The 20,199-nt window shown below is 63.9% G+C and carries 16 protein-coding genes and 1 tRNA gene; 3 read left to right on the top strand and 14 right to left on the bottom strand.

All coding sequences use genetic code 11. From position 1 onward, the window contains the following. Nucleotides 1-9 precede the first annotated feature (9 nt). Both sucD and EN862_RS06655 read left to right on the top strand, forming a co-directional pair. Nucleotides 10-909: a succinate--CoA ligase subunit alpha gene (sucD, locus tag EN862_RS06660; protein ID WP_095764879.1), complete on the top strand. Its 900-nt coding sequence runs from the start codon at nucleotides 10-12 to the stop codon at nucleotides 907-909. 135 nt (nucleotides 910-1,044) lie between these two features. Continuing rightward, the gene (locus EN862_RS06655) at nucleotides 1,045-3,726 is read left to right on the top strand and encodes a phosphoenolpyruvate carboxylase (protein WP_127863358.1); all 2,682 of its coding nucleotides are present in this window, start codon (nucleotides 1,045-1,047) and stop codon (nucleotides 3,724-3,726) included. A 155-nt stretch (nucleotides 3,727-3,881) separates the two neighbouring features. On the opposite strand, the gene EN862_RS06650 is transcribed toward EN862_RS06655, so the two are convergent. Continuing rightward, a tRNA-Leu gene (locus EN862_RS06650) sits at nucleotides 3,882-3,966 on the bottom strand. Between the two features lie 236 nt (nucleotides 3,967-4,202). Between EN862_RS06650 and lipB the strand changes: the two genes are divergently transcribed. After that, complete coding sequence (gene lipB, locus EN862_RS06645; protein ID WP_127863357.1) at nucleotides 4,203-4,946, top strand: lipoyl(octanoyl) transferase LipB; 744 nt, start codon at nucleotides 4,203-4,205, stop codon at nucleotides 4,944-4,946. Between the two features lie 156 nt (nucleotides 4,947-5,102). On the opposite strand, the gene EN862_RS06640 is transcribed toward lipB, so the two are convergent. The 13 genes from EN862_RS06640 to EN862_RS06580 all read right to left on the bottom strand — a co-directional run bounded on the left by EN862_RS06640 (nucleotide 5,103) and on the right by EN862_RS06580 (nucleotide 20,164). Further along, nucleotides 5,103-6,353 carry an SRPBCC family protein gene (locus EN862_RS06640; protein ID WP_127863356.1) on the bottom strand — a complete coding sequence of 417 codons (1,251 nt, stop codon included), beginning with the start codon at nucleotides 6,351-6,353 and terminating at the stop codon, nucleotides 5,103-5,105. A 682-nt stretch (nucleotides 6,354-7,035) separates the two neighbouring features. Next, nucleotides 7,036-7,719: an ABC transporter ATP-binding protein gene (locus EN862_RS06635; protein ID WP_189400917.1), complete on the bottom strand. Its 684-nt coding sequence runs from the start codon at nucleotides 7,717-7,719 to the stop codon at nucleotides 7,036-7,038. Next, nucleotides 7,716-9,002, bottom strand: coding sequence for a lipoprotein-releasing ABC transporter permease subunit (locus EN862_RS06630; protein ID WP_127863354.1), 1,287 nt, complete (start codon nucleotides 9,000-9,002; stop codon nucleotides 7,716-7,718). Before EN862_RS06630 ends, EN862_RS06635 begins: the two co-directional genes overlap by 4 nt. After that, a complete protein-coding gene (proS, locus tag EN862_RS06625; protein ID WP_127863353.1) occupies nucleotides 8,999-10,327 on the bottom strand; it encodes a proline--tRNA ligase in 1,329 nt (442 codons plus the stop codon). Before proS ends, EN862_RS06630 begins: the two co-directional genes overlap by 4 nt. A 572-nt stretch (nucleotides 10,328-10,899) precedes the next feature. Then, a complete protein-coding gene (locus EN862_RS06620) occupies nucleotides 10,900-11,184 on the bottom strand; it encodes a DUF1467 family protein (protein WP_127863352.1) in 285 nt (94 codons plus the stop codon). Beyond that, nucleotides 11,181-11,585, bottom strand: coding sequence for a methylmalonyl-CoA epimerase (gene mce / locus EN862_RS06615; RefSeq protein ID WP_127863351.1), 405 nt, complete (start codon nucleotides 11,583-11,585; stop codon nucleotides 11,181-11,183). Before mce ends, EN862_RS06620 begins: the two co-directional genes overlap by 4 nt. Nucleotides 11,586-11,700: 115 nt before the next feature. Next, nucleotides 11,701-13,371: a ribonuclease J gene (locus EN862_RS06610; protein WP_127863350.1), complete on the bottom strand. Its 1,671-nt coding sequence runs from the start codon at nucleotides 13,369-13,371 to the stop codon at nucleotides 11,701-11,703. A gap of 95 nt (nucleotides 13,372-13,466) precedes the next feature. Beyond that, a complete protein-coding gene (locus EN862_RS06605; protein WP_127863349.1) occupies nucleotides 13,467-14,288 on the bottom strand; it encodes a biotin--[acetyl-CoA-carboxylase] ligase in 822 nt (273 codons plus the stop codon). A gap of 4 nt (nucleotides 14,289-14,292) precedes the next feature. Then, nucleotides 14,293-15,729, bottom strand: a complete 1,437-nt coding sequence (gene nuoN / locus EN862_RS06600; protein WP_127863348.1) for an NADH-quinone oxidoreductase subunit NuoN — start codon at nucleotides 15,727-15,729, stop codon at nucleotides 14,293-14,295. A gap of 14 nt (nucleotides 15,730-15,743) precedes the next feature. After that, nucleotides 15,744-17,249, bottom strand: a complete 1,506-nt coding sequence (locus EN862_RS06595) for an NADH-quinone oxidoreductase subunit M (protein WP_127863347.1) — start codon at nucleotides 17,247-17,249, stop codon at nucleotides 15,744-15,746. Next, nucleotides 17,249-19,222, bottom strand: a complete 1,974-nt coding sequence (nuoL, locus tag EN862_RS06590) for an NADH-quinone oxidoreductase subunit L (RefSeq protein ID WP_127863346.1) — start codon at nucleotides 19,220-19,222, stop codon at nucleotides 17,249-17,251. Before nuoL ends, EN862_RS06595 begins: the two co-directional genes overlap by 1 nt. 11 nt (nucleotides 19,223-19,233) lie before the next feature. Beyond that, nucleotides 19,234-19,542 carry an NADH-quinone oxidoreductase subunit NuoK gene (gene nuoK / locus EN862_RS06585; RefSeq protein ID WP_112100004.1) on the bottom strand — a complete coding sequence of 103 codons (309 nt, stop codon included), beginning with the start codon at nucleotides 19,540-19,542 and terminating at the stop codon, nucleotides 19,234-19,236. 1 nt (nucleotide 19,543) lies between these two features. Next, on the bottom strand, nucleotides 19,544-20,164 hold the full coding sequence (locus EN862_RS06580; protein WP_027168993.1) for an NADH-quinone oxidoreductase subunit J: 621 nt from the start codon (nucleotides 20,162-20,164) through the stop codon (nucleotides 19,544-19,546). Between the last annotated feature and the right edge of the window lie 35 nt (nucleotides 20,165-20,199).

Below are 20,199 nucleotides of genomic sequence, written 5' to 3'. Positions count from 1 at the left end.
GTCGAGAAAATGGCAATCCTGCTCAACCGCAGCACGCGCGTCATCGTCCAGGGTTTCACCGGCAAGATCGGCAGCTTCCATGCCGATGACATGAAGCGCTACGGCACCAAGCTGGTCGGCGGCGTCACCCCCGGCAAGGGCGGCCAGACGCATCTCGGCCTGCCGGTCTTCAACACCGTCAAGGGCGCGGTGCGCGAAACCCGCGCAGAGGCCAGCATCGTCTTCGTGCCGCCGCCCTTCGCCGCCGATTCGATCATGGAAGCGGCGGATGCGGGGATAAAACTTTGCGTCTGCATCACCGACGGCATTCCCTCGCAGGACATGATGCAGGTCAAGCGCTACATGCGCCGCTACCGCTTCGAGGACCGCATGCGCCTGGTCGGCCCGAACTGTGCCGGCGTCATCACGCCTGGACAGGCGCTGATGGGCATCATGCCGGGCAGCATCTATCTGCCCGGACGCGTCGGCATCGTCGGCCGCTCCGGCACACTGGGCTACGAGGCCGCCTCGCAGATGAAGGCGCTGGGCATAGGTGTGTCGACCAGCGTCGGCATCGGCGGCGACCCGATCAACGGCTCGTCCTTCAAGGACATATTGCAGCTCTTCGAGCGCGACGACGACACCGACGCCGTGGTGATGATCGGCGAGATCGGCGGCCCGCAGGAAGCCGAAGCCGCGATCTGGGCGCGCGATAACATGAGGAAGCCCCTGATCGCCTACATCGCCGGCCTGTCCGCCCCAAAAGGCCGTCGCATGGGCCATGCCGGCGCCATCATCTCCGCCTTCGGCGAGTCGGCTCAGGAAAAGGTCGAGATCCTCAAGGAAGCCGGCGTCGTCATCGTGCCCACCCCCGCCTCCTTCGGCGAGGTGGTGGCTGACACGCTGGCGCGGACGAAGAAGGCGGCGTGACGGCCGGCCAGGCGAAAGTCGCGGAAAGCGGAATGTGAAGCCGGCGGGCGATCTTCGCGATCGCCGGCACCCGATCGGCTCGCCTTGCGGCAATTCGAGGCAAGCTGCGCAGCAATTTCTATCCGGACAGCGGCTTTGGAACAGAGCAAACGCATAAAATTTCGCGAGGACGAGCGCAGCCTGCTGTTGCGCCTGCTGCTCCAGGTCGCAAGGGCGCGCGAGCCCGAGATCGCCGCGGTCCTGAGCGGACGCAGGTCGCTTGTCTCTCTTGCCCCCGGGCAGCGCATCCCGGCGCTTCAGGCGAGCGGCGTCTGGTTCCAGTTGCTGACGATTGCCGATGAACTGATGGCCATGCGGGCGCGGCGCGAACTCGAACAGGGCGCGGGTGCCGACGAGGTGCCCGGGTCGTTCTCCAGCGTCATCGCTGAGATGGCGGCCGCCGGCCACTCGGCGGCGGAAGCCCAGGCGGCGCTCGACGCGCTTTGTGTCGGCCCGACCATGACCGCGCATCCGACCGAGGCCAAGCGCGTCACCGTGCTGGAGATCCATCGCCGTATCTATCGCAAGCTAACCGAGCTCGACCAGCCGCGGTGGGCGCCGCGCGAACGCGACCTGCTGGTCGCCGATCTGGAGAGCGAGATCGAGCTTCTATGGATGACCGGCGAGTTGCGGCTGGAGCGCCCGACGGTCGAGCGCGAGATCGCCTGGGGCCTCCATTTCTTCCGTGAAGTCATCTTCGAGGCAACGCCGCAGCTTTATGGCAAGCTTCAGAGCGCCTTCGAACGCCACTACCCGGGCGAGTCGATCAAGATTCCCTCCTTCATGCGCTATGCCTCGTGGATCGGCGGCGACCGCGACGGCAACCCCAATGTGACGGCCGAAGTCACCGCTCACGCCATGGCCGAATACCGCGACACCGCCATCGGCTGGTACCTGGCGCAGGTGCAGCGGCTGGTGTCGGTGCTCAGCGCCAGCTCGAACGTCATCGAGCTGCCGGCGAGCTTCAAGCCGGTGCTGCAAACCGCGCTTGAGAAGAGCGGCGATGCGCAAGAGATCGCCGCGCGCAACCCCGACGAACCGCTGCGCCAATTCGCTTCGGCCCTGCTTGCCCGGTTGGTCGCCACGCGCGACGGTGGCGAGGCGGCGTACCTGTCCGCCGAGGCGTTTCGCGCCGATCTGAGCGCGCTGTCTTCGGTTCTCGAAGCGATCGGCGGGCGCGCGGTGGCCAGGCGCTTCATCCAGCCGCTGCTTTGGCAGGTCGGAAGTTTTGGTTTCCGCACCATCTCGCTCGACATCCGGCAGAACTCCACGGTCGTCAACCGGGTGCTGGCCGAACTGTTCGCGCTGATGGACCCGGCCGATCCCGTCGTCCCCGGCACGCCGCAATGGTCGGCGCGCATTCGCGCAGCGCTCACCCAGGGTGAGCGGCTGGAGATCGACGAAGGGCGGCTCTCGTCGGAAGCAGCCGAACTGCTGTCGACATTTTCGGTTATCGCCAGGCAGATCTCGGGCTCCGATGCCGACGCGATCGGTTCCTTCGTGCTCAGCATGACCCGCTCTGCCGACGATCTGCTCGCGGTCTACCTGCTGGCGCAATATTGCGGCCTATCGACCGCGCCCGGCAGTGGCACGATCAGTCTGCGGATCGTGCCGTTGTTCGAGACCATCGCCGACCTGCGGGCCGCCCCTGCTATCCTGAACGGGCTGCTCGGCGTTTCGCTGGTGCGGCGCACGGTACGCGATTTCGGCGCGCGCCAGGAAATCATGCTTGGCTATTCCGATTCCAACAAGGACGGCGGCTTCCTCGCTTCCAATTGGGAACTGGCAAAAGCGCAAAAGCGCCTCGCCGCCATCGGCCGCAAGCACAACATCAGGATCAGCTTCTTCCACGGCCGCGGCGGCTCCGTCAGCCGTGGCGGCGCGCCGACCGGCCGCGCGATCGCGGCGCAGCCGCAGGGCACCGTCGCCGGAGCCATGCGGGTGACCGAGCAGGGCGAGGTCGTGTCGTCGAAATTCGCCAATCGCGGCACCGGCCTCAACCAGCTCGAGGTTCTCGCCGCCGCCGTGCTGGCGCACGGTGTCCGATCTAGCGGCGATACTGAGACAAAGGAATCACCGGAGTTCGACGAGGCGCTGGAAGCGCTGGCCGGCATGTCACAGGCATCCTACGCCGGATTGATGGCCGAGCCCGGCTTCCTCGATTATTTCAACCAGGCGAGCCCGATCGCCGAACTGGCGCTCTTGAAAATGGGCTCGCGGCCGGACCGCCGTTTCGGCGCCAGCGGCATTGCCGACCTGCGCGCCATTCCATGGGTGTTCGCCTGGAGCCAGAACCGTCACCTTTTGACCGGCTGGTACGGCATCGGCAGCGCGCTGAGCGCCTTCGTCACGGTGCGCGGCGAGGCCGGACGCGAGCTTCTGGCCCGCATGTTCGAGCACTCGCGCTTCTTTCGCCTGATCGTCGACGAGGCCGAAAAGACGCTTTACCAGTCCGACATGGAGATCGCCGGGCTCTATGCCGGCCTGGTGTCCGACAAAGATGCGGCCAGTCGAATCCACGCCCGCATCGCCGCCGAATATGAGCTGACGCGACGCCTTATCGGCGACCTCACGGGCGGCGATCTTTCCGCGCGCTTCCCGATGTTCAAGCGGCGCTTCGACAATCTGCGCCGGCAGATGGACGACATCCACCGCCTGCAGGTCGATCTGCTGGGTGAGGTCCGCGCAAGCAGCGGCACAGCGGATCGGAAGCGGGCGACCGACGCTCTGCTGGTATCGATCAACTGTATCTCGGCCGGCTTGGGTTGGACTGGGTAGCCTCGGCCTTTTTGCTCAGTGACTGACTGGAAAACTCAAAGCACCGGCGCGGTCCTCAGGGCTTGGCGCCGCTTCTGTTTTGGCCCGCGCAATACAGACGCAGCGCCAACCGTCCGTCGGCTTGCGAGGTCATCCAAGTAGCACATTTGGGAGAATGGTGCGGTCGAGAAGACTCGAACTTCCACGGGTTGCCCCACAGCGACCTCAACGCTGCGCGTCTACCAATTCCGCCACGACCGCACGTGGTAGGAGCCGGAACCGTCCGGCCCGGGGCCTGTAGCAAATCGTTTCCGGCGAAACAAGTGCGCTGAGCGGAATATTCGTCGGTCATTTGCACAACCCTCTGCAGGCAGGCGGCGCACGGCCGGAACTGGACGTTTCGGCAGATTGCCGCCATATAAGTTGAGACGCATGCCGCCCAAAGGTGAAACGCGATTTTGGGATCGCGGCATGCATAGCCGATAGACGAACAACCCATGACAGAACGCAGCCAGATCGCCACGTCGTTCCTTCCTCTCCCCGGTTCGGCGCCGGTGGAATGGGTGATCGAACCCGGTCTCACCGCCTATCCGGACGCGCTGGTCTTCATGGAGGCGCGCGCCGAGGCGATCCGCAGCGGCGCGGCGGGCGAAATGGTCTGGCTGGTCGAGCACCCGTCGCTTTACACGGCCGGCACCAGCGCCCGCAGCGAGGATTTGATCGATCCCGACCGCTTCCCGGTGTTCGCGGCAGGCCGCGGCGGCGAATACACCTATCACGGTCCCGGCCAGCGCGTGGCCTATGTAATGCTCGACCTCAAGCGCCGGCGCGAGGATGTGCGCGCCTTCGTCGCGGGGCTCGAGCAATGGATCATCGCCACGCTCGCCGCCTTCAATGTGCGCGGCGAGCGACGCGAGGACCGCGTCGGCGTCTGGGTGGTGCGGCCGGATCGCCCTGCCTTGCCGGATGGCACGCCGGCCGAGGACAAGATCGCGGCCATCGGCATCCGGTTGCGGCGCTGGGTGAGCTTTCACGGCATCGCCATCAATGTCGAGCCGGACCTCGGCCATTTCGGTGGTATCGTGCCCTGCGGCGTCTCGGACCATAGCGTGACCAGCCTGGTCGATCTCGGCCTTCCCGTCACCATGGCCGATCTCGACCTGGCGCTGAAATCAGCCTTTGAGGACGTGTTTGGTCCCGCCGCCGTTCCAGTCGCCGAGCCTGCCCGCAAGGCCGGCTGAACTGTCTCCGGCCCAGGGTGTGTTGAGATTCAGGTCAGGCCGAGTCGAAAACGGTGGCTTCCGAGAACCGGAGCGGAACGTACTTAAGTACGTGAGCACCGGAAGCGCAGGAAGCCAGTGTTTGCAGGCCGGCCTCACCTGAATATCGGCACACCCTTACATCAACTGTGCGGAAGCCCACAGCATCCCATAGCCATGGATGGCAAAGACGGCGAGCAACGCGCCGGCCATGGCCAGTCGGTCGAAGGTCTTGATCGGCTTCAGCTCGTGACGTGGCTTCACGCCACTGCCCATGGTGATGAGGCTGAGGATCGAGAACACCGCGCCGGCGATCAGCAGGAAGCTCGGCGAGAAACCTGCCCGCCAGCCGAGCGCAAGAAGCGCGGACAAGAGCAGGAAGGACGCCAGCGCGAGCGCTGCCGGGCCAGGACAGATCTGGCGCAGCACCTGGCCGCCGTCGAACTTCCACACCGGCACCAGATTGGCGATGTTGAACAGCGATGCGCAGCCGGCAAGCGTGGCCAAAAGCGCCGCGGCCAGGCGATGTCCTTCGCTGCCGGCAAGGCCGCTGGCGGCGATCAGCACCGGCACCAGGAAAGCCGAAAAGCCGGCCCCCATCAGCGCCACGAATGCCACCTCGAAGCGGCTGTCATAAGGCCTGCCGCCGATGGCAATGCCGCCAAGCAGCGGTATGAAGATCATGCGCGCCCGGCGATGCCCCGTCAGCCGGAAAGCGGCCATATGGCCAAGCTCGTGCAGGGCGACCACCGAGGTCAGGATCGCGGCCAGGGCCAGGCCGCCGATATTGAGGCCGAAGAACGGCCACAGGATCAGGGCCGAGAGCACGGCAAAGCCGATCTGGCTGAGCGGATGCTCGAACCAGCCGCCCTTGCGATAGGTGCCGGTTGCCGCCCAGACATCCAGCTTGCGTATCTCGCGGCGCATGGCGAAGAAGCGGAAGACCAGGAAGGCAACCCCGCGATAGCGATCGGTCTGGGTAAGCGTGACCCGCGTAGCATCCCCCTCCGGCACGAGCTCGGCGGTTTCGCGATAGTTCGCCCAGAACGACGGATCGAGCGCCGTGTCCTCGATGACGGTCATCGAGAAGCGGCTGCCTTCGCTGACATCCTCGAACCGCGCCTTGCGTTCGATCGGTCGGCCGTCCCGGCCGTCCCAGGACAATCTGATCAGCGCCGTCCCCTCTTGGTCCAGCGGCTCGGCTGAAAGGATTTCGCCGGACCATCCGGCATCGCTGCCGAACGGCCACAGCGCCTGCCAGAGGCGATCGCGGTCGGCCTTGATCACGCGGCTGACCGTCACCGTGCGCAGCCCGAGCGGCACGGTCATCAAAAGAAAGATCAGTCCGAGATTGCAGGCCACGAGGGTGACCGTGACGATGACCGACACTGAAGCCGCTCCCTAACTTAAGGGAGGAGCCTAACGGTGCGTGGCCAAGAAAGACTTAACAATAAAGGGCGGGCTCTTGCCCGTCCCAGGCGGGCTCTTGCCCACCCCAGCAGGCCTTGCCCGTCCCAAACGGGCGGGTCTTCCCGGCCCGCAAAGGGCAGGCCCTGCCCGCCCGAAAACAGCGGCGGTCAAACCGCCTGATCACATGGCGCCGATCCAGATCGCCATGGAAACGAGAAAGGTGCTCATGCAAACCAGCGAGACGACATCCTGAACCAGATCAGACATAACTCTCTCCGTTGTTAGTATGTTCGTAATTTGTTCTGATTTTGTTCGAATGTCAACGACTGCCAATGGTCCGTCGGAGCGAATCCGGGCGGCGCGTTTGGGCAGGGTTAAGGAAAGGTTAGCGGGCTTGCACGAGCACACCGCAGCCATTTGCGATTGGCCAACACGCCGATCGCCTCGTCATTCTAGGGCGGAGCAAGGCGCGAAGCGACGCGCGCAGACCCTAGAATCCATTCCGTGAGATTGATGCTTCGCTACGGTGCGGAACAAGGCTTCTAAGAGCTGCCTCTGCCCCTTCTGCGGCGTTGCATTCTTCGGCAGAGGTAACGGAATGGATCCTAGGGTCTTCGCTCCGCTTCGCGGAGCTTCGCCCTAGGATGACGAAATTGGGGCCTCAGAGCGGCACGACCTTGCCTTCGGCCAGCGTCACCCGCCGGTCCATGCGAGAGGCCAGCTCGTGATTGTGCGTGACGATCAGCGCCGCCAGCCCCGATTGGCGGACCAGCGCTTCGAGTGCGTCGAAGACATAGGAGGCGGTCGTCGGATCGAGATTGCCGGTCGGCTCGTCGGCCAGAAGCACCAGCGGCGCATTGGCGACCGCGCGGGCAATGGCGACACGCTGCTGCTCGCCGCCGGAAAGCTCGGCCGGCCGGTGCTGCGCGCGCTTGCCGATCTGCATGTAGTCGAGAAGCTGCGCCGCCCGCTCCGAAGCCTCCTTGCGTGAAAGCCCCTTGATCAGCTGCGGCATCATGATGTTTTCGAGCGCCGAGAATTCCGGCAACAGATGATGGAACTGGTAGACGAAGCCGACATCGTTGCGGCGGATCGCGGTGCGTTCCTCGTCCGACAGCCGGCCGCAGGCACGGCCGGCGAGGATCACGTCGCCCGCATCGGGCCGCTCCAGCAGTCCCGCCGTATGCAGCAAGGTCGACTTGCCGGTACCCGACGGCGCCACCAGTGCCACCATCTCGCCGCGCCTGAGCGAAAAGTCGGCGCCATTCAAAATAGTGAGCTTGCGCGGCCCCTGGACATAGTGCCGCTCGACGCCCTTCAGCTCGATAATGGCTTCGGCCATCACTCGTACCTCAAGGCTTCGACCGGATCGAGCCGCGCGGCACGCCAGGCCGGAAACACCGTCGCAATGAAGGACAGCCCCAGCGCCATGATGACGACATAGGTCGTCTCGCGCGGGTCCATCTTCGCCGGCAGCTGGCTGAGGAAATAGAGCTCGGGGTTGAACAGGATCCGGCCGGTCATCCAGGAGAAGAACTGGCGGATCGATTCGATGTTGATGCAGATGACGACGCCGAGCAGCACGCCGGCGATCGTGCCGGTGACGCCGATCGCTGCCCCCGTCATCAGGAAGATGCGCAGGATCGCCCCGCGCGAGGCGCCCATCGTGCGCAGGATGGCGATGTCGTGGCCCTTGTCCTTCACCAGCATGATGAGGCCGGAAATGATGTTGAGCGCCGCCACCAGCACGATCAGCGTGAGAATCATGAACATGACGTTGCGCTCGACCTGCAGCGCCGAGAAGAAGGTCTCGTTGCGCTGGCGCCAGTCGACGAGGTCGACCGGCCGCTGCGCCGCCTGCTCGACCAGCGGCTTCAGCGCGTCGACATTGTCGGGATTGTCGACATAGATCTCGATGGTCTGCGCGCGCCCGTCCATGTTGAAATAGAGCTGCGCTTCCGAGAACGGCATGTACACGATCGAGCTGTCATATTCCGACATGCCGACCTCGAAGATCGCCGCCACCTTGTAGCCCTTCATGCGCGGCGTCGTGCCGAGCGGCGTCACGTCGCCGTCCGGCGAGATCAGCGTGATGGTGTCGCCGAGCACCAGCCCGAGGCTTTCCGCCATGCGCTTGCCGATCGCCACGCCTTCGCCGGTGTCGAAACCGTCCAGCGTGCCCTGCTTGATGTTGCTGGCGACGATCGAAATCTTGCTAAGGTCTTCGCCGCGGATGCCGCGCACCAGGGCGCCCGTACCGCCGCCAACATTGCCTTGCGCCAGCACCTGGCCATCGATCAGCGGGATCGCGTATTTGACACCCGACACACCGTTGATGCGGCTCGCCACCTGGGCGTAATCCTCCAGCGGCGAATCGAGCGGTTGCACGATGAGATGGCCGTTGACGCCGAGGATCCGCGTCAGCAGCTCGGCGCGAAACCCGTTCATCACCGCCATGACGACGATCAGCGTCGCGACGCCGAGCATGATGCCGAGAAACGAGATCGAGGCGATGACGGAGATCACCGTTTCCTTGCGCCGCGAGCGCAGATAGCGCCACGCCACCATGCGCTCGAAGCCGGAGAAAGCGCCCGCCCCTGACCTGGCCGCTGCCGCCGCCTCGCTCATGCGGCGATACCCAGGCGCTTCTTGGCCTCGGCGATCGGCAGCGTCTCGCGCTCGCCCGACTTGCGGTTCTTGATCTCGACCTCGCCGGCGGCCACGCCGCGCGGGCCGACGATCACCTGCCACGGCAGGCCGATCAGGTCGGCGGTGGCGAATTTGCCGCCCGGCCGCTGGTCGGTGTCGTCATAAAGCACGTCCTTGCCGGCCGAAGTCAGCGCCGCATAGAGATCGTCGCAGACGCGGTCGCATTCGCCGTCGCCGACCTTCATGTTGATCAGGCCGATGTCGAAGGGCGCCACCGCTTCCGGCCAGATGATGCCGTTCTCGTCATGGCTCGCCTCGATGATCGCCGCGACCAGCCGCGAGGGGCCGATGCCGTAGGAGCCGCCCGAGGCGTAATGGTCCTTGCCGTCGGGACCGGCCACCTTGGCGTTCATCGGCTTGGAGTACTTCTCGCCGAAATGGAAGATATGGCCGACCTCGATGCCGCGCGCCGAAAGCCGGTCGCCTTCGGCGACTTTCTCCCAGGCTGCCTCGTCATGCATTTCGTCGGTGGCCGCGTAAGGCGTCGTCCATTTCGTCACGATGCCGCCGATCTCGGCATCGTCGGAGAAGTTGGTGTTCGCGCCCGGCACGTCGAGCGACAGATAGGCGCGGTCGCAGAACACCTGGCTCTCGCCGGTCTCGGCCAGGATGATGAACTCATGGCTGAGGTCGCCGCCGATCGGCCCTGTGTCGGCGCGCATCGGTATGGCCTGCAGTCCCATGCGTGTGAAGGTCCTGAGATAAGAAACGAACATGCGGTTGTAGGCGGCCTTGGCGCCCTCGAAATCGAGGTCGAAGGAATAGGCGTCCTTCATCAGGAACTCTCTGCTGCGCATGACGCCGAAGCGCGGGCGCACCTCGTCGCGGAACTTCCACTGGATGTGGTAGAGGTTGAGCGGCAAATCCTTGTAAGATTTCACGTAGGCGCGAAAAATCTCGGTGACCATCTCTTCGTTGGTCGGACCGTAGAGCATGTCGCGATCCTGGCGATCCTTGATGCGCAGCATCTCCTTGCCGTAGTCGTTGTAGCGGCCGCTTTCGCGCCACAGATCGGCCGATTGGATGGTGGGCATCAGGATTTCCAGCGCGCCGGCGCGGTTCTGCTCCTCACGAATGATCTGGCAAACCTTGTCCAGCACGCGCTTGCCCAATGGCAGCCACGAAAAGCTGCCCTGCCCCTGCTGGCGGATCATGCCCGCGCGCAGCATCAGCCGGTGCGAGACGATTTCGGCCTCGCGGGGATTTTCTTTGAGAATGGGCAGGAAATAGCGCGACAAACGCATGGACTGGTCCGTGAATGAAAAATGACGCGCCGGAATCGGTGCGAAAGGGCTGCTTGCCCCGGCTTCATAGCCATTTCATGGCGGAATGGGAACCCGAACGCCCCAAAGTATCGGGGCCTTCTGCACCTTACCAAACAGCCGATTTTGGCGGCAAAGTGCCTCGAATGGCTATTTGATCGATTCACAAGCAAGCCCTGCCGCAGTATTGTGCAGTGCAGCACGATATTGCCCGTTTCCGGGCAAAATTCTTCGTGACATTTTCACCTGCCTTGGTCTAGTGTGCGCCGATAACCGAGAGGGCGGAGAAAAATCTGCTCTCCTACGCGGTCAAAGTCTTGGGAGGATGCGATCTAGGCGCGGTAACTCGCTGCCGCCGGACACCGGAAACGGATCGGACGCGTTTAAATTGCAAGGCCTCGTGCCTTGCATTTTTTTTGTGCAATCATCTGCTTAGCCCAGCCCTCTGCCAAACAGCTTGACCATCTGCGCTCGCGAAAATCGGAAGCCGACTTCCGATTTCAACCCTTGCGCGCGGATGCTTCGAAATACTTGCGGGGACTGTGTCTGCAGCCTCAGTGGCTGGTGTCCGGCGTGAAGTCCGGCATGATCCGCATGACGTCGTCGAAGCTGAACCCCAGCCCCGTCGTCAGGCCGTAGAAAGTGCCCATCACAACCACCGTCACGACCGTGGCGCGCAGGAAGGCGCGCCGCATATGCGGACCGCGCGGCGCGCTGGAAACCGTGCCAAGCGTGACATCCTTGTCGTCGTCCTGCGTGCGCAGGCTGAACGGCAGGACGATGAACAGCGCCAGCCACCAGGTGACGAAGAACAGCGCGCAGAGCAGCACCCAGTTCATGCCTGCTCCAGTTCGACGAGCGTGCCGAAGAAATCCTTGGGATGCAGGAACAGAACCGGCTTGCCATGCGCGCCGATCTTTGGGTTGCCGTCGCCCAGCACGCGCGCGCCGCTCGCCTTCAAATGGTCGCGGGCAGCCAGAATATCGTCGACCTCATAGCAGACATGATGCATGCCGCCCGAAGGGTTCTTCTCGAGAAACGCTGCGATCGGCGAGGCATCGCCCAGCGGCTCCAGCAACTCGATCTTCGTGTTGCCGACATCGACGAACACCACCGTCACGCCGTGCTCCGGCAGCGCCTGCGGCTCGCTCAATCGCGCGCCAAGCGTATCGCGATAGGCAGCCACCGCCGCGGCCAGGTCCGGCACGGCAAGCGCGACATGGTTCAGGCGTCCAAGCATTGGTTCACTCCAGGGGAGTGGTGAGTAGTCAGTAGTGAATGGTTGCCCGGCACCGAACAGCAGATTCCACTACTCACTACTCACTACTCACTACTGACCATTCACCATTCACCATTCACCGCGTCACAAACACCGTCACCAGCGGCTTCTTGCCCCAGGCTTCGTTGGCGGCGGCGCGCACGGCGCGGCGCACCGCTTCCTGCACCAGGTCGAGGTCTTTTCGGCGCTGGCGCGGAATGGAGTCCACGGCGCCGATTGCCGCATCGAGCATCAGGTCCTCCAGCGTTTCGCCGCTGGCATCCGCCTCGGCCACGCCGATCGCCACCAGGTCGGGGTCGCCGGCAAGCTCATATTTGTCGTCGAGCACGACATTGACCGCGACATGACCGGCGAAGGAGAGCTTGCGGCGGTCGCGTATGCCCATCGCCTGGTCGGTGCCGATCAGGAATCCGTCCTTGTACAGCCGGCCGAACGGCAGCTGGTCGATGATCGTCGCCGGGCCGGGCCAGAGCCTCAGCATGTCGCCGTCGCGCACTTGCGCCACCTGGCCGATGCCCGACATCGACATCAGTGAGCCCTGCGCCACCAGATGCGCCGCCTCGCCATGCACGGGAACGCCGATCTGCGGCCGCACCCATTCATACATCTTGCGCAATTCGCTGCGGCGCGGATGGCCCGACACATGCACCAGCGCGTCGCCGTCCTCGATGATCTTCATGCCGAGATCGATCAGCCGGTTCTTGATTTCCAGAATCGCCCTCTCGTTGCCGGGAATGGTACGCGAGGAAAACACCACCGTGTCGCCAGCCGTCAGCGCCACCGATTTCATCTCGTCGCGCGACATCTTTGCAAGCGCGGCGAGCGGCTCACCCTGGCTGCCGGTGCAGATGATCACCAGGTTCTCGCGCGGGATATAGCCATAGTCTTCCTCGGAGATGAACTCCGGCAGGCCATCCATATAGCCGAGCTCGCCCGCCACATCGATGACGCGCTTCAGCGAGCGGCCGAGCACCAGGCACTGCCGGCCGGCATCGCGCGCCGCGCGCGCTATCGAGACAATGCGCCCGACATTGGAGGAGAACGTGGTGACCGCGACGCGGCCCTTGGCCTTCTCGATGACGCCCTTGAGGCCTTCGCCCACCGCCACTTCCGACGGCGACTCCCCTTCCCTCAAGGCGTTGGTGGAATCGCAGACCAGCGCCAGCACGCCCTTGTCGCCATAGGCGCGGAACCGCGCCTCGTCGGTCTTCGGCCCGATCGTCGGCTCCGGGTCGATCTTCCAGTCGCCGGTATGGATGACGGTGCCGGCCGGTGTGGTGATCGCCAGCGACATCGGCTCGGGAATCGAGTGCGCCACCGGAATGGCCTCGATCTCGAAAGGTCCGATGGTGAATTTCTCCCCGGCCTGGTAGATCGACGCCGGAATCTTCGGAGCGTTCTGCTCGCCCTGCCGCTTGGCTTCGAGCAGGCCTGCGGTGAACGGCGTCATCCAGACCGGCGCCTTGAGCCTCGGCCAGATATCGAGCAGCGCGCCGTAATGGTCCTCATGCGCGTGGGTGATGACGATGCCGCGCAGGCCGTCGATGTTCTCCTCGATGAAGCGCGTATCGGGCAGGATGAGATCGACGCCGGGATGCGCGCTATCGGGAAAGGTGACGCCGACGTCCACGACGATCCATTCGCGCGCACCAGCGGGCCCATAGCCATAAAGGGCGAAATTCATGCCGATCTCGCCGACGCCGCCCAGCGGCGCGAAAACGAGCTCGGCGTTTTCTCTATTCGCCATGAGTCCTTTCCTTCCTGGCCGTCCGGCCAAGCCGTTGGAGCAATTCCGGGAAAAGCGTGGTCAATGACTTCCGTCCGGAATGGCGCAAAACAAAACTATACCCGGGCCGAGGCGACCGCGCCGAAATGCACGTCGCCGGCCGCGATCGTCAAAACCGATCCTTCATCGTCGCGGATCACGAAACGGCAGTCCTCGTCAATGGTTTCGAAGACGCCGCGCACCACATTGCCGTCAATTCTGACAGCAACCTCGCCCCCGAGCCCCGCCGCGCGGGCAAGCCAGCGCTTCCGGACGGCATCGAGACCGCGCCCATCGTCCCAGATCCGGGCATTCTCGCTCCAGGCATCCGATAGCGCCAGGAACAGCGTTTCGGCATCGCAATTGGCGCCCAGCGCCTGCAGCGATGTCGCCGGATAAGGCAAATCCTCGGGGTAAGCCACGACATTGACGCCAATGCCGATGGCAACGGCGAAGCGGCCGCCTTCCAGCATCGCCGACTCCAGCAGGATGCCGGCAAGCTTGGCGCCCGAAGCCAGCACGTCGTTCGGCCATTTCAGCTCGAACCGGTTGCGGCCCTGGCTTGCGCCGTCGACGGCAACGGCGATCCGGCCCTTCGGCGCGACGGCGTCGAGCGCGTCGGCCAGCGCCAGCCCCGCGACGAAGCCAAGCGTCGCGGCCAGCCGAAGCTCACCGCCCGGAACCAGGAGCAGTGTCGCGGCAAGATTGCCTTCCGGCGTCGCCCAGGCGCGGCCACGCCGGCCGCGACCGCTCTCCTGCTTTTTCGACACGACCCAGAGTTTTCCCGGATCGCCGGCGCGCGCGTGTTCCAACGCCAGCGCGTTGGTGGAGCCGACGCTGTCATGCGCCTCGAGCCGGAACCCCTCCGACGCCGCGGTTGGAGCCAGCCGAAACGCCATCCCGTCAGAAGAAGGTCTTGGCGGCAGCTTCGGCATAACTGCCGATCGGTCCGCCGATCAGCACGTAGAACAGCACGAAGGCGCCGCTGACGCCGAGCACGAGGCGCAACTCGCTGGCCATCGGCACGAAGCCGCCGACCGGCTCGTCGAACCACATGATCTTGATGATGCGCAGGTAGTAGTAGGCGCCCACCACGGAGGCCAGAACGCCGATGATCGCCAGCGCGTAGAGATGCGCGTTGATGGCGGCGAGGAATACATACCATTTCCCCCAGAAGCCCGCGAGCGGCGGAATGCCGGCCAGCGAGAACATCAGGATGGTGAGGATGGTGGCCATGACCGGGTTGGTCGATGCAAGGCCGGAAAGATCGCTGATCCGCTCGACATTGCCTTCCTTGCGCCGCATGGCAAGGATGAAGGCGAAGGTGCCGAGTGTCATCACCAGGTAGATCAGCATGTAGATGGCGACGCCGCGCACGCCCGCCTGGCTGTTGGCGGCAAGGCCGACCAGCGCATAGCCCATATGGCCGATCGAGGAATAGGCCATCAGGCGCTTGATGTTGGTCTGGCCGATGGCCGCGAAAGCGCCGAGCGCCATCGAGGCGATCGAGATGAAGACGACGATCTGCTGCCAGTCCGAAGCGATCGGCTTGAAAGCGCCCATGGTCACACGCACGATCAGCGCCATCGCCGCCATCTTCGGCGCCGCCGCCAGAAATGCGGTGATTGGGGTCGGCGCGCCTTCATAGACGTCCGGCGTCCACATGTGGAACGGCACGGCCGAGATCTTGAAGGCGAGGCCGGCGAGCACGAACACCAAGCCGAAGACGAGGCCGAGCTGGCGCTCGCCGCTGCCCAGAGCCGTCGCGATCTCCTGGAAACCGGTGTTGCCGGTGTAGCCGTAGACGAGGCTGATGCCGTAGAGCAGCATGCCCGAGGACAGCGCGCCGAGGACGAAATATTTCAGGCCCGCTTCGGTCGAGCGCAAATTGTCGCGGTTGATCGCCGCCAGCACGTAGATCGCCAGCGATTGCAACTCGAGCCCGAGATAGAGCCCGATCATGCCGTTGGCCGAGATCATCAGCATCATGCCGAGCGTGCAGAGCAGGATAAGCACCGGGAATTCGAACTTGTCGAAATGTTCCTGGCGCGCAAAGCGCATCGACATGACCAGCGTCACCGCCGAGCCGATCAGCGCCAGCATCTTCATGAAGGCTCCGAAGGCATCCTGCACGAAGGCGCCGCCATAGGCAGCGCCCTGCCCGCCGGAGAAGGCGAGCCAGAGTCCGGCCACAACCAGAACGAGGACGGCGAGCCCGGTCACCGTCATGGTGTTGTTGGAGCGCGAATAGGCTCCGATCATCAGGAGCACCAGCGCGCCGACGGCGAGGATCAATTCCGGCGTCGAGAGCGAAAGGCTGGAGAGAAGGTCCGGCGTCATGGTCTATTCCCCAGTCAGTTCGCCGCCGCGGTCTGCGCGGAATTGATGGATGCGGTGACGTTGGTGACGAGCGACTTGACCGATTGGGCCGTCGCGTCGAACACCGGCGCCGGGTAGACGCCGAAGAAGATGACCAGCACTACGAGCGGATAGATGATCGCCTTCTCGCGCGGCGACAGATCGAGCAGGTTCTTCAGGCTGTCCTTGGTCAGCGCGCCGAAGATCACCCGGCGATAGAGCCAGAGCGCATAGGCCGCCGACAGGATGACGCCGGTGGCGGCGAAGAATGCCACCCATGTGTTGACCTTGAACACGCCAAGCATGGTCAGGAACTCGCCGATGAAGCCGCTGGTGCCGGGAAGGCCGACATTGGCCATGGTGAAGATCATGAACACGGTCGCGTATTTCGGCATGTTGTTGACCAGCCCGCCATAGGCGTCGATCTCGCGCGTATGCATGCGGTCATAGACGACGCCGACGCACACGAACAGCGCGCCGGAGACCAGGCCGTGGCTGAGCATCTGGAAGATCGCGCCCTGCACGCCTTCCTGGTTCATCGCGAAGATGCCCATGGTGACGAAGCCCATATGGGCGACCGACGAATAGGCGATCAGCTTCTTCATATCCTCCTGCATCAGCGCAACCAGTGAGGTGTAGATGATGGCGACGACGGAGAGCGTGAACACCAGCGGCGCGAACATCGCCGACGCTTCCGGGAACATCGGCAGCGAGAAACGCAGGAAGCCGTACCCACCCATCTTCAAGAGGATGGCGGCCAGGATCACCGAGCCTGCCGTCGGCGCCTCGACGTGTGCGTCGGGCAACCAGGTGTGCACCGGCCACATCGGCATCTTCACCGCGAAGGAGGCGAAGAAGGCCAGCCACAGCCAGGTCTGCATGTTGGCCGGGAAGTGATGCGTCAGCAGCGTGGTGATGTCGGTCGTACCGGACTGGAAGAACATCGCCATGATGGCGAGCAGCATCAGCACAGAGCCGGCGAGCGTGTAGAGGAAGAACTTGAACGAGGCATAGACGCGCCGCTTGCCGCCCCAGACGCCGATGATGATGAACATCGGGATCAGGCCGGCCTCGAAGAAGACGTAGAACAGCACGATGTCGAGCGCGCAGAACACGCCGATCATCAGCGTCTCGAGGATCAGGAAGGCGATCATATAGGCCTTCACCCGCTTCTCGATCGCTTCCCAGGAGGCGAGGATGGAAAGCGGCATCAGGAAGGTCGTCAGGATGACGAACAGCATCGATATGCCGTCGACGCCCATGTGATAGGAAATGCCCGAATCCAGCCAGGCGTGCTTCTCGACGAACTGGAAGCCGGCCTGCGAATTGTCGAAACCCTTCCAGATGAACAGTGAGACGACGAAGGTGAACGCCGTCGTGATGAAGGCGATCGCACGGATGTTGCGGCGCGCGTTTTCGCTGTCGTCGCTGATGAACAGGATGAGCAGAACACCAACCAGCGGCAGGAAGGTGACCAGCGAGAGGATTGGCCAGTCGGTCATCAGAGCATCATCCAGGTGACTAGAGCGGCCACGCCGATCAGCATGGCGAAAGCATAGTGGTAGAGGTAGCCGGTCTGCAGCTTGACGACGCGGTTGGTGACGTCGACGACGCGCGCCGAGACACCATCGGGCCCGAGGCCGTCGATGATCGTGCCGTCACCGGTCTTCCACAGGAACCTGCCGAGGCGCTTGGCCGGCTGCACGAACAGGAAGTCGTAGAGCTCGTCGAAATACCACTTGTTGAGCAGGAAGCCGTAGAGCAGGCGGTGGTTGGCGGCGACGCTGCGCGGCAGTTCCGGCGAGCGGATGTAGAACTTCCAGGCAACCGCAAGTCCGATCACCATGGCGACAAACGGCGCCAGTTCCACCCACAGCGGCAATTCGTGGATCTCGTGCAGGATGTGGTTGTCCGGCAGCGTGAACAGCGACGCCTTCCAGAACTCGGCATAGCCCTCGCCGATGAAGGCGCCGTGGAAGATGATGCCAGCGAACAGCGCGCCGGCAGCGAGCAGATAGAGCGGCACCAGCATCACCGGCGGCGATTCATGGACATGGTGCATGACCTCGTGGCTGGCGCGCGGCTCGCCGTGGAAGGTCATGAAGATCAGGCGCCATGAGTAGAAGCTGGTGAAGCATGCAGCGACCACCAGCAGGATAAAGGCGAAGCCGGCGACCGCATTGTGGCTGGCGAAGGAGGTTGCGATGATGGCGTCCTTGGAGAAGAAGCCGGCGGTGCCGATCACGGTTGCCGGGATGCCGACGCCCGTCAGCGCCAGCGTGCCGACGATCATCATCCAGTAGGTGGCCGGGATCAGCTTGCGCAGCCCGCCCATCTTACGCATGTCCTGCTCGTCGGAAACGGCATGGATGACCGAGCCGGAGCCGAGGAACAGCAGCGCCTTGAAGAAGGCGTGCGTGAACAGATGGAAGATCGCCGCGCCATAGGCGCCAACGCCGAGCGCCACGAACATGTAGCCGAGCTGCGAGCAGGTCGAATAGGCGATGACGCGCTTGATGTCGTTCTGGACGAGGCCGACGGTCGCCGCGAAGAAGGCGGTGAAGGCGCCGATGAAGGTGACGACGGTCAGCGCCGAGTGCGACAGCTCGAACAGCGGCGACAGCCGCGCCAGCATGAACACGCCGGCGGTCACCATGGTCGCCGCGTGGATGAGCGCGGAGACCGGCGTCGGGCCTTCCATGGCGTCCGGCAGCCAGGTGTGCAGCGGCACCTGCGCCGACTTACCCATGGCTCCCATGAAGAGCAGCAGGCACACCACGGTCAACGCCGTCTGCTTGTCGAGCGCATGGCCGAGGAAAGTAAGCACGGCGGCACCGGCCGGCGCGCCTTCGGCCGGCAGGAATGATGCCGCATTGGCAAAGACGGTGCTCAGATTGACCGAGCCGAACAGCACGAACACGCCGAAGATGCCGAGCGCGAAGCCGAAATCGCCGACGCGGTTGACCACGAAGGCCTTAATCGCCGCGGCGTTGGCCGACGGCTTCTTGTACCAGAAGCCGATCAGCAGATAGGAGGCGAGACCGACGCCTTCCCAGCCGAAGAACATCTGGATCAGGTTATCGGCGGTCACCAGCATCAGCATGGCGAAGGTGAACAGCGACAGATAGGCGAAAAAGCGCGGCCGGTTCGGATCGTGGTGCATGTAGCCGATCGAATAGATGTGAACCAGCGCCGACACGGTGTTGACGACGACCAGCATCACCACCGTCAGCGTATCGATCCTGAGCGCCCAGGAGGCGTCGATACCGCCTGACTGGATCCAGCGCAGCACCGGCACGGTGAACACCTCGCCATGGCCGAAGCCGACGGTGAAGAAGGCGACCCAGGACAGGATAGCCGCGATCACCAGGAAGCCGGAGGTGATGTATTCGGAAGCCTTGGCGCCGAGCGAATTGCCGAACAGGCCGACAATCAGGAAGCCAAGCAGCGGAAGGAAGACGATAGCCTGATACATGGTGGTTCCCGTCAACCCTTCATCGAGCTCACGTCTTCGACCGCGATCGAGCCGCGGTTGCGGAAGAAGACGACAAGAATGGCAAGACCGATCGCGGCTTCGGCGGCCGCGACCGTCAGCACGAACAAGGCGAAGACCTGTCCGACGAGGTCGTGCAGCGCCGCCGAGAAAGCGACGAAATTGATGTTGACCGCAAGCAGGATGAGCTCGACCGACATCAGGATGACGATGATATTGCGGCGGTTCAGGAAGATGCCGAACACGCCGAGCGTGAACAGGATCGCCGATACCGTCAGGTAATGTGCAATGCCGACGACCATCTCAGATGCCCTCGCCCGATTTGACCTTGCGGATTTCCATGCCGGTCGCCGGGGTGCGGCCGACCTGCGCGGCGATTGACTGCCGCTTGACGCCTGGCTTGTGGCGCAGCGTCAGCACGATGGCGCCGATCATGGCGACCAAGAGCACCAGGCCGGAAATCTGGAAATAATAGAGGTAGTCCGTATAGAGGATGTCGCCTAGCGCCGCCGTGTTGGAGCGCGTGGCGAGGTCCGGCGTCGCCTTGGCGACCGTTGAGGCGAGCTGCGGCGCGAATGTGTAGCCGCCGAGCACGACGATCAGCTCCGCCGCCAGGATCAACCCAACCATCGCGCCGATCGGCGCATATTGTAGCGCGCCCTGCTTCATCTCGGCGAAGTCGACGTCGAGCATCATGACGACGAACAGGAACAGCACCATCACCGCGCCGACATAGACCACGAGCAGGATCATCGCCAGGAACTCGGCGCCCGTCAGCATGAACAGGCCTGCGGCGTTGAAGAAGGTGAGGATCAGGAACAGCACGGAATGCACGGGGTTGCGCGACGAAATGACCATGAAGGCCGACGCCACGGCGATAAAGGCGAAGAGGTAGAAAAAAGCCGCCTCTAATCCAGTCAGCATGGGATTCCCCGGGTTCCAAATTCCGACTCCGACCC

This window comes from Mesorhizobium sp. M2E.F.Ca.ET.219.01.1.1 (genome assembly GCF_004016445.2).
GTDB lineage: Bacteria > Pseudomonadota > Alphaproteobacteria > Rhizobiales > Rhizobiaceae > Mesorhizobium.
Note: the sequence above shows the minus strand (reverse complement) of the source record. Positions and strands in the feature narration are given on the sequence as shown.

What these genes read in the sequence shown, in the direction of transcription:
- EN862_RS06580 (WP_027168993.1), bottom strand. Translation starts at nt 20,164, where the DNA reads ATGCTGACTGGATTAGAGGCGGCTTTTTTCTACCTCTTCGCCTTTATC.
- EN862_RS06620 (WP_127863352.1), bottom strand. Translation starts at nt 11,184, where the DNA reads ATGAACTGGGTGCTGCTCTGCGCGCTGTTCTTCGTCACCTGGTGGCTG.
- proS (WP_127863353.1), bottom strand. Translation starts at nt 10,327, where the DNA reads ATGCGTTTGTCGCGCTATTTCCTGCCCATTCTCAAAGAAAATCCCCGC.
- sucD (WP_095764879.1), top strand. Translation starts at nt 10, where the DNA reads ATGGCAATCCTGCTCAACCGCAGCACGCGCGTCATCGTCCAGGGTTTC.
- EN862_RS06610 (WP_127863350.1), bottom strand. Translation starts at nt 13,371, where the DNA reads ATGGCGAATAGAGAAAACGCCGAGCTCGTTTTCGCGCCGCTGGGCGGC.
- nuoN (WP_127863348.1), bottom strand. Translation starts at nt 15,729, where the DNA reads ATGACGCCGGACCTTCTCTCCAGCCTTTCGCTCTCGACGCCGGAATTG.
- mce (WP_127863351.1), bottom strand. Translation starts at nt 11,585, where the DNA reads ATGCTTGGACGCCTGAACCATGTCGCGCTTGCCGTGCCGGACCTGGCC.
- nuoK (WP_112100004.1), bottom strand. Translation starts at nt 19,542, where the DNA reads ATGGTCGTCGGCATTGCACATTACCTGACGGTATCGGCGATCCTGTTC.
- EN862_RS06630 (WP_127863354.1), bottom strand. Translation starts at nt 9,002, where the DNA reads ATGAGCGAGGCGGCGGCAGCGGCCAGGTCAGGGGCGGGCGCTTTCTCC.
- EN862_RS06605 (WP_127863349.1), bottom strand. Translation starts at nt 14,288, where the DNA reads ATGGCGTTTCGGCTGGCTCCAACCGCGGCGTCGGAGGGGTTCCGGCTC.
- lipB (WP_127863357.1), top strand. Translation starts at nt 4,203, where the DNA reads ATGACAGAACGCAGCCAGATCGCCACGTCGTTCCTTCCTCTCCCCGGT.
- EN862_RS06595 (WP_127863347.1), bottom strand. Translation starts at nt 17,249, where the DNA reads ATGACCGACTGGCCAATCCTCTCGCTGGTCACCTTCCTGCCGCTGGTT.
- nuoL (WP_127863346.1), bottom strand. Translation starts at nt 19,222, where the DNA reads ATGTATCAGGCTATCGTCTTCCTTCCGCTGCTTGGCTTCCTGATTGTC.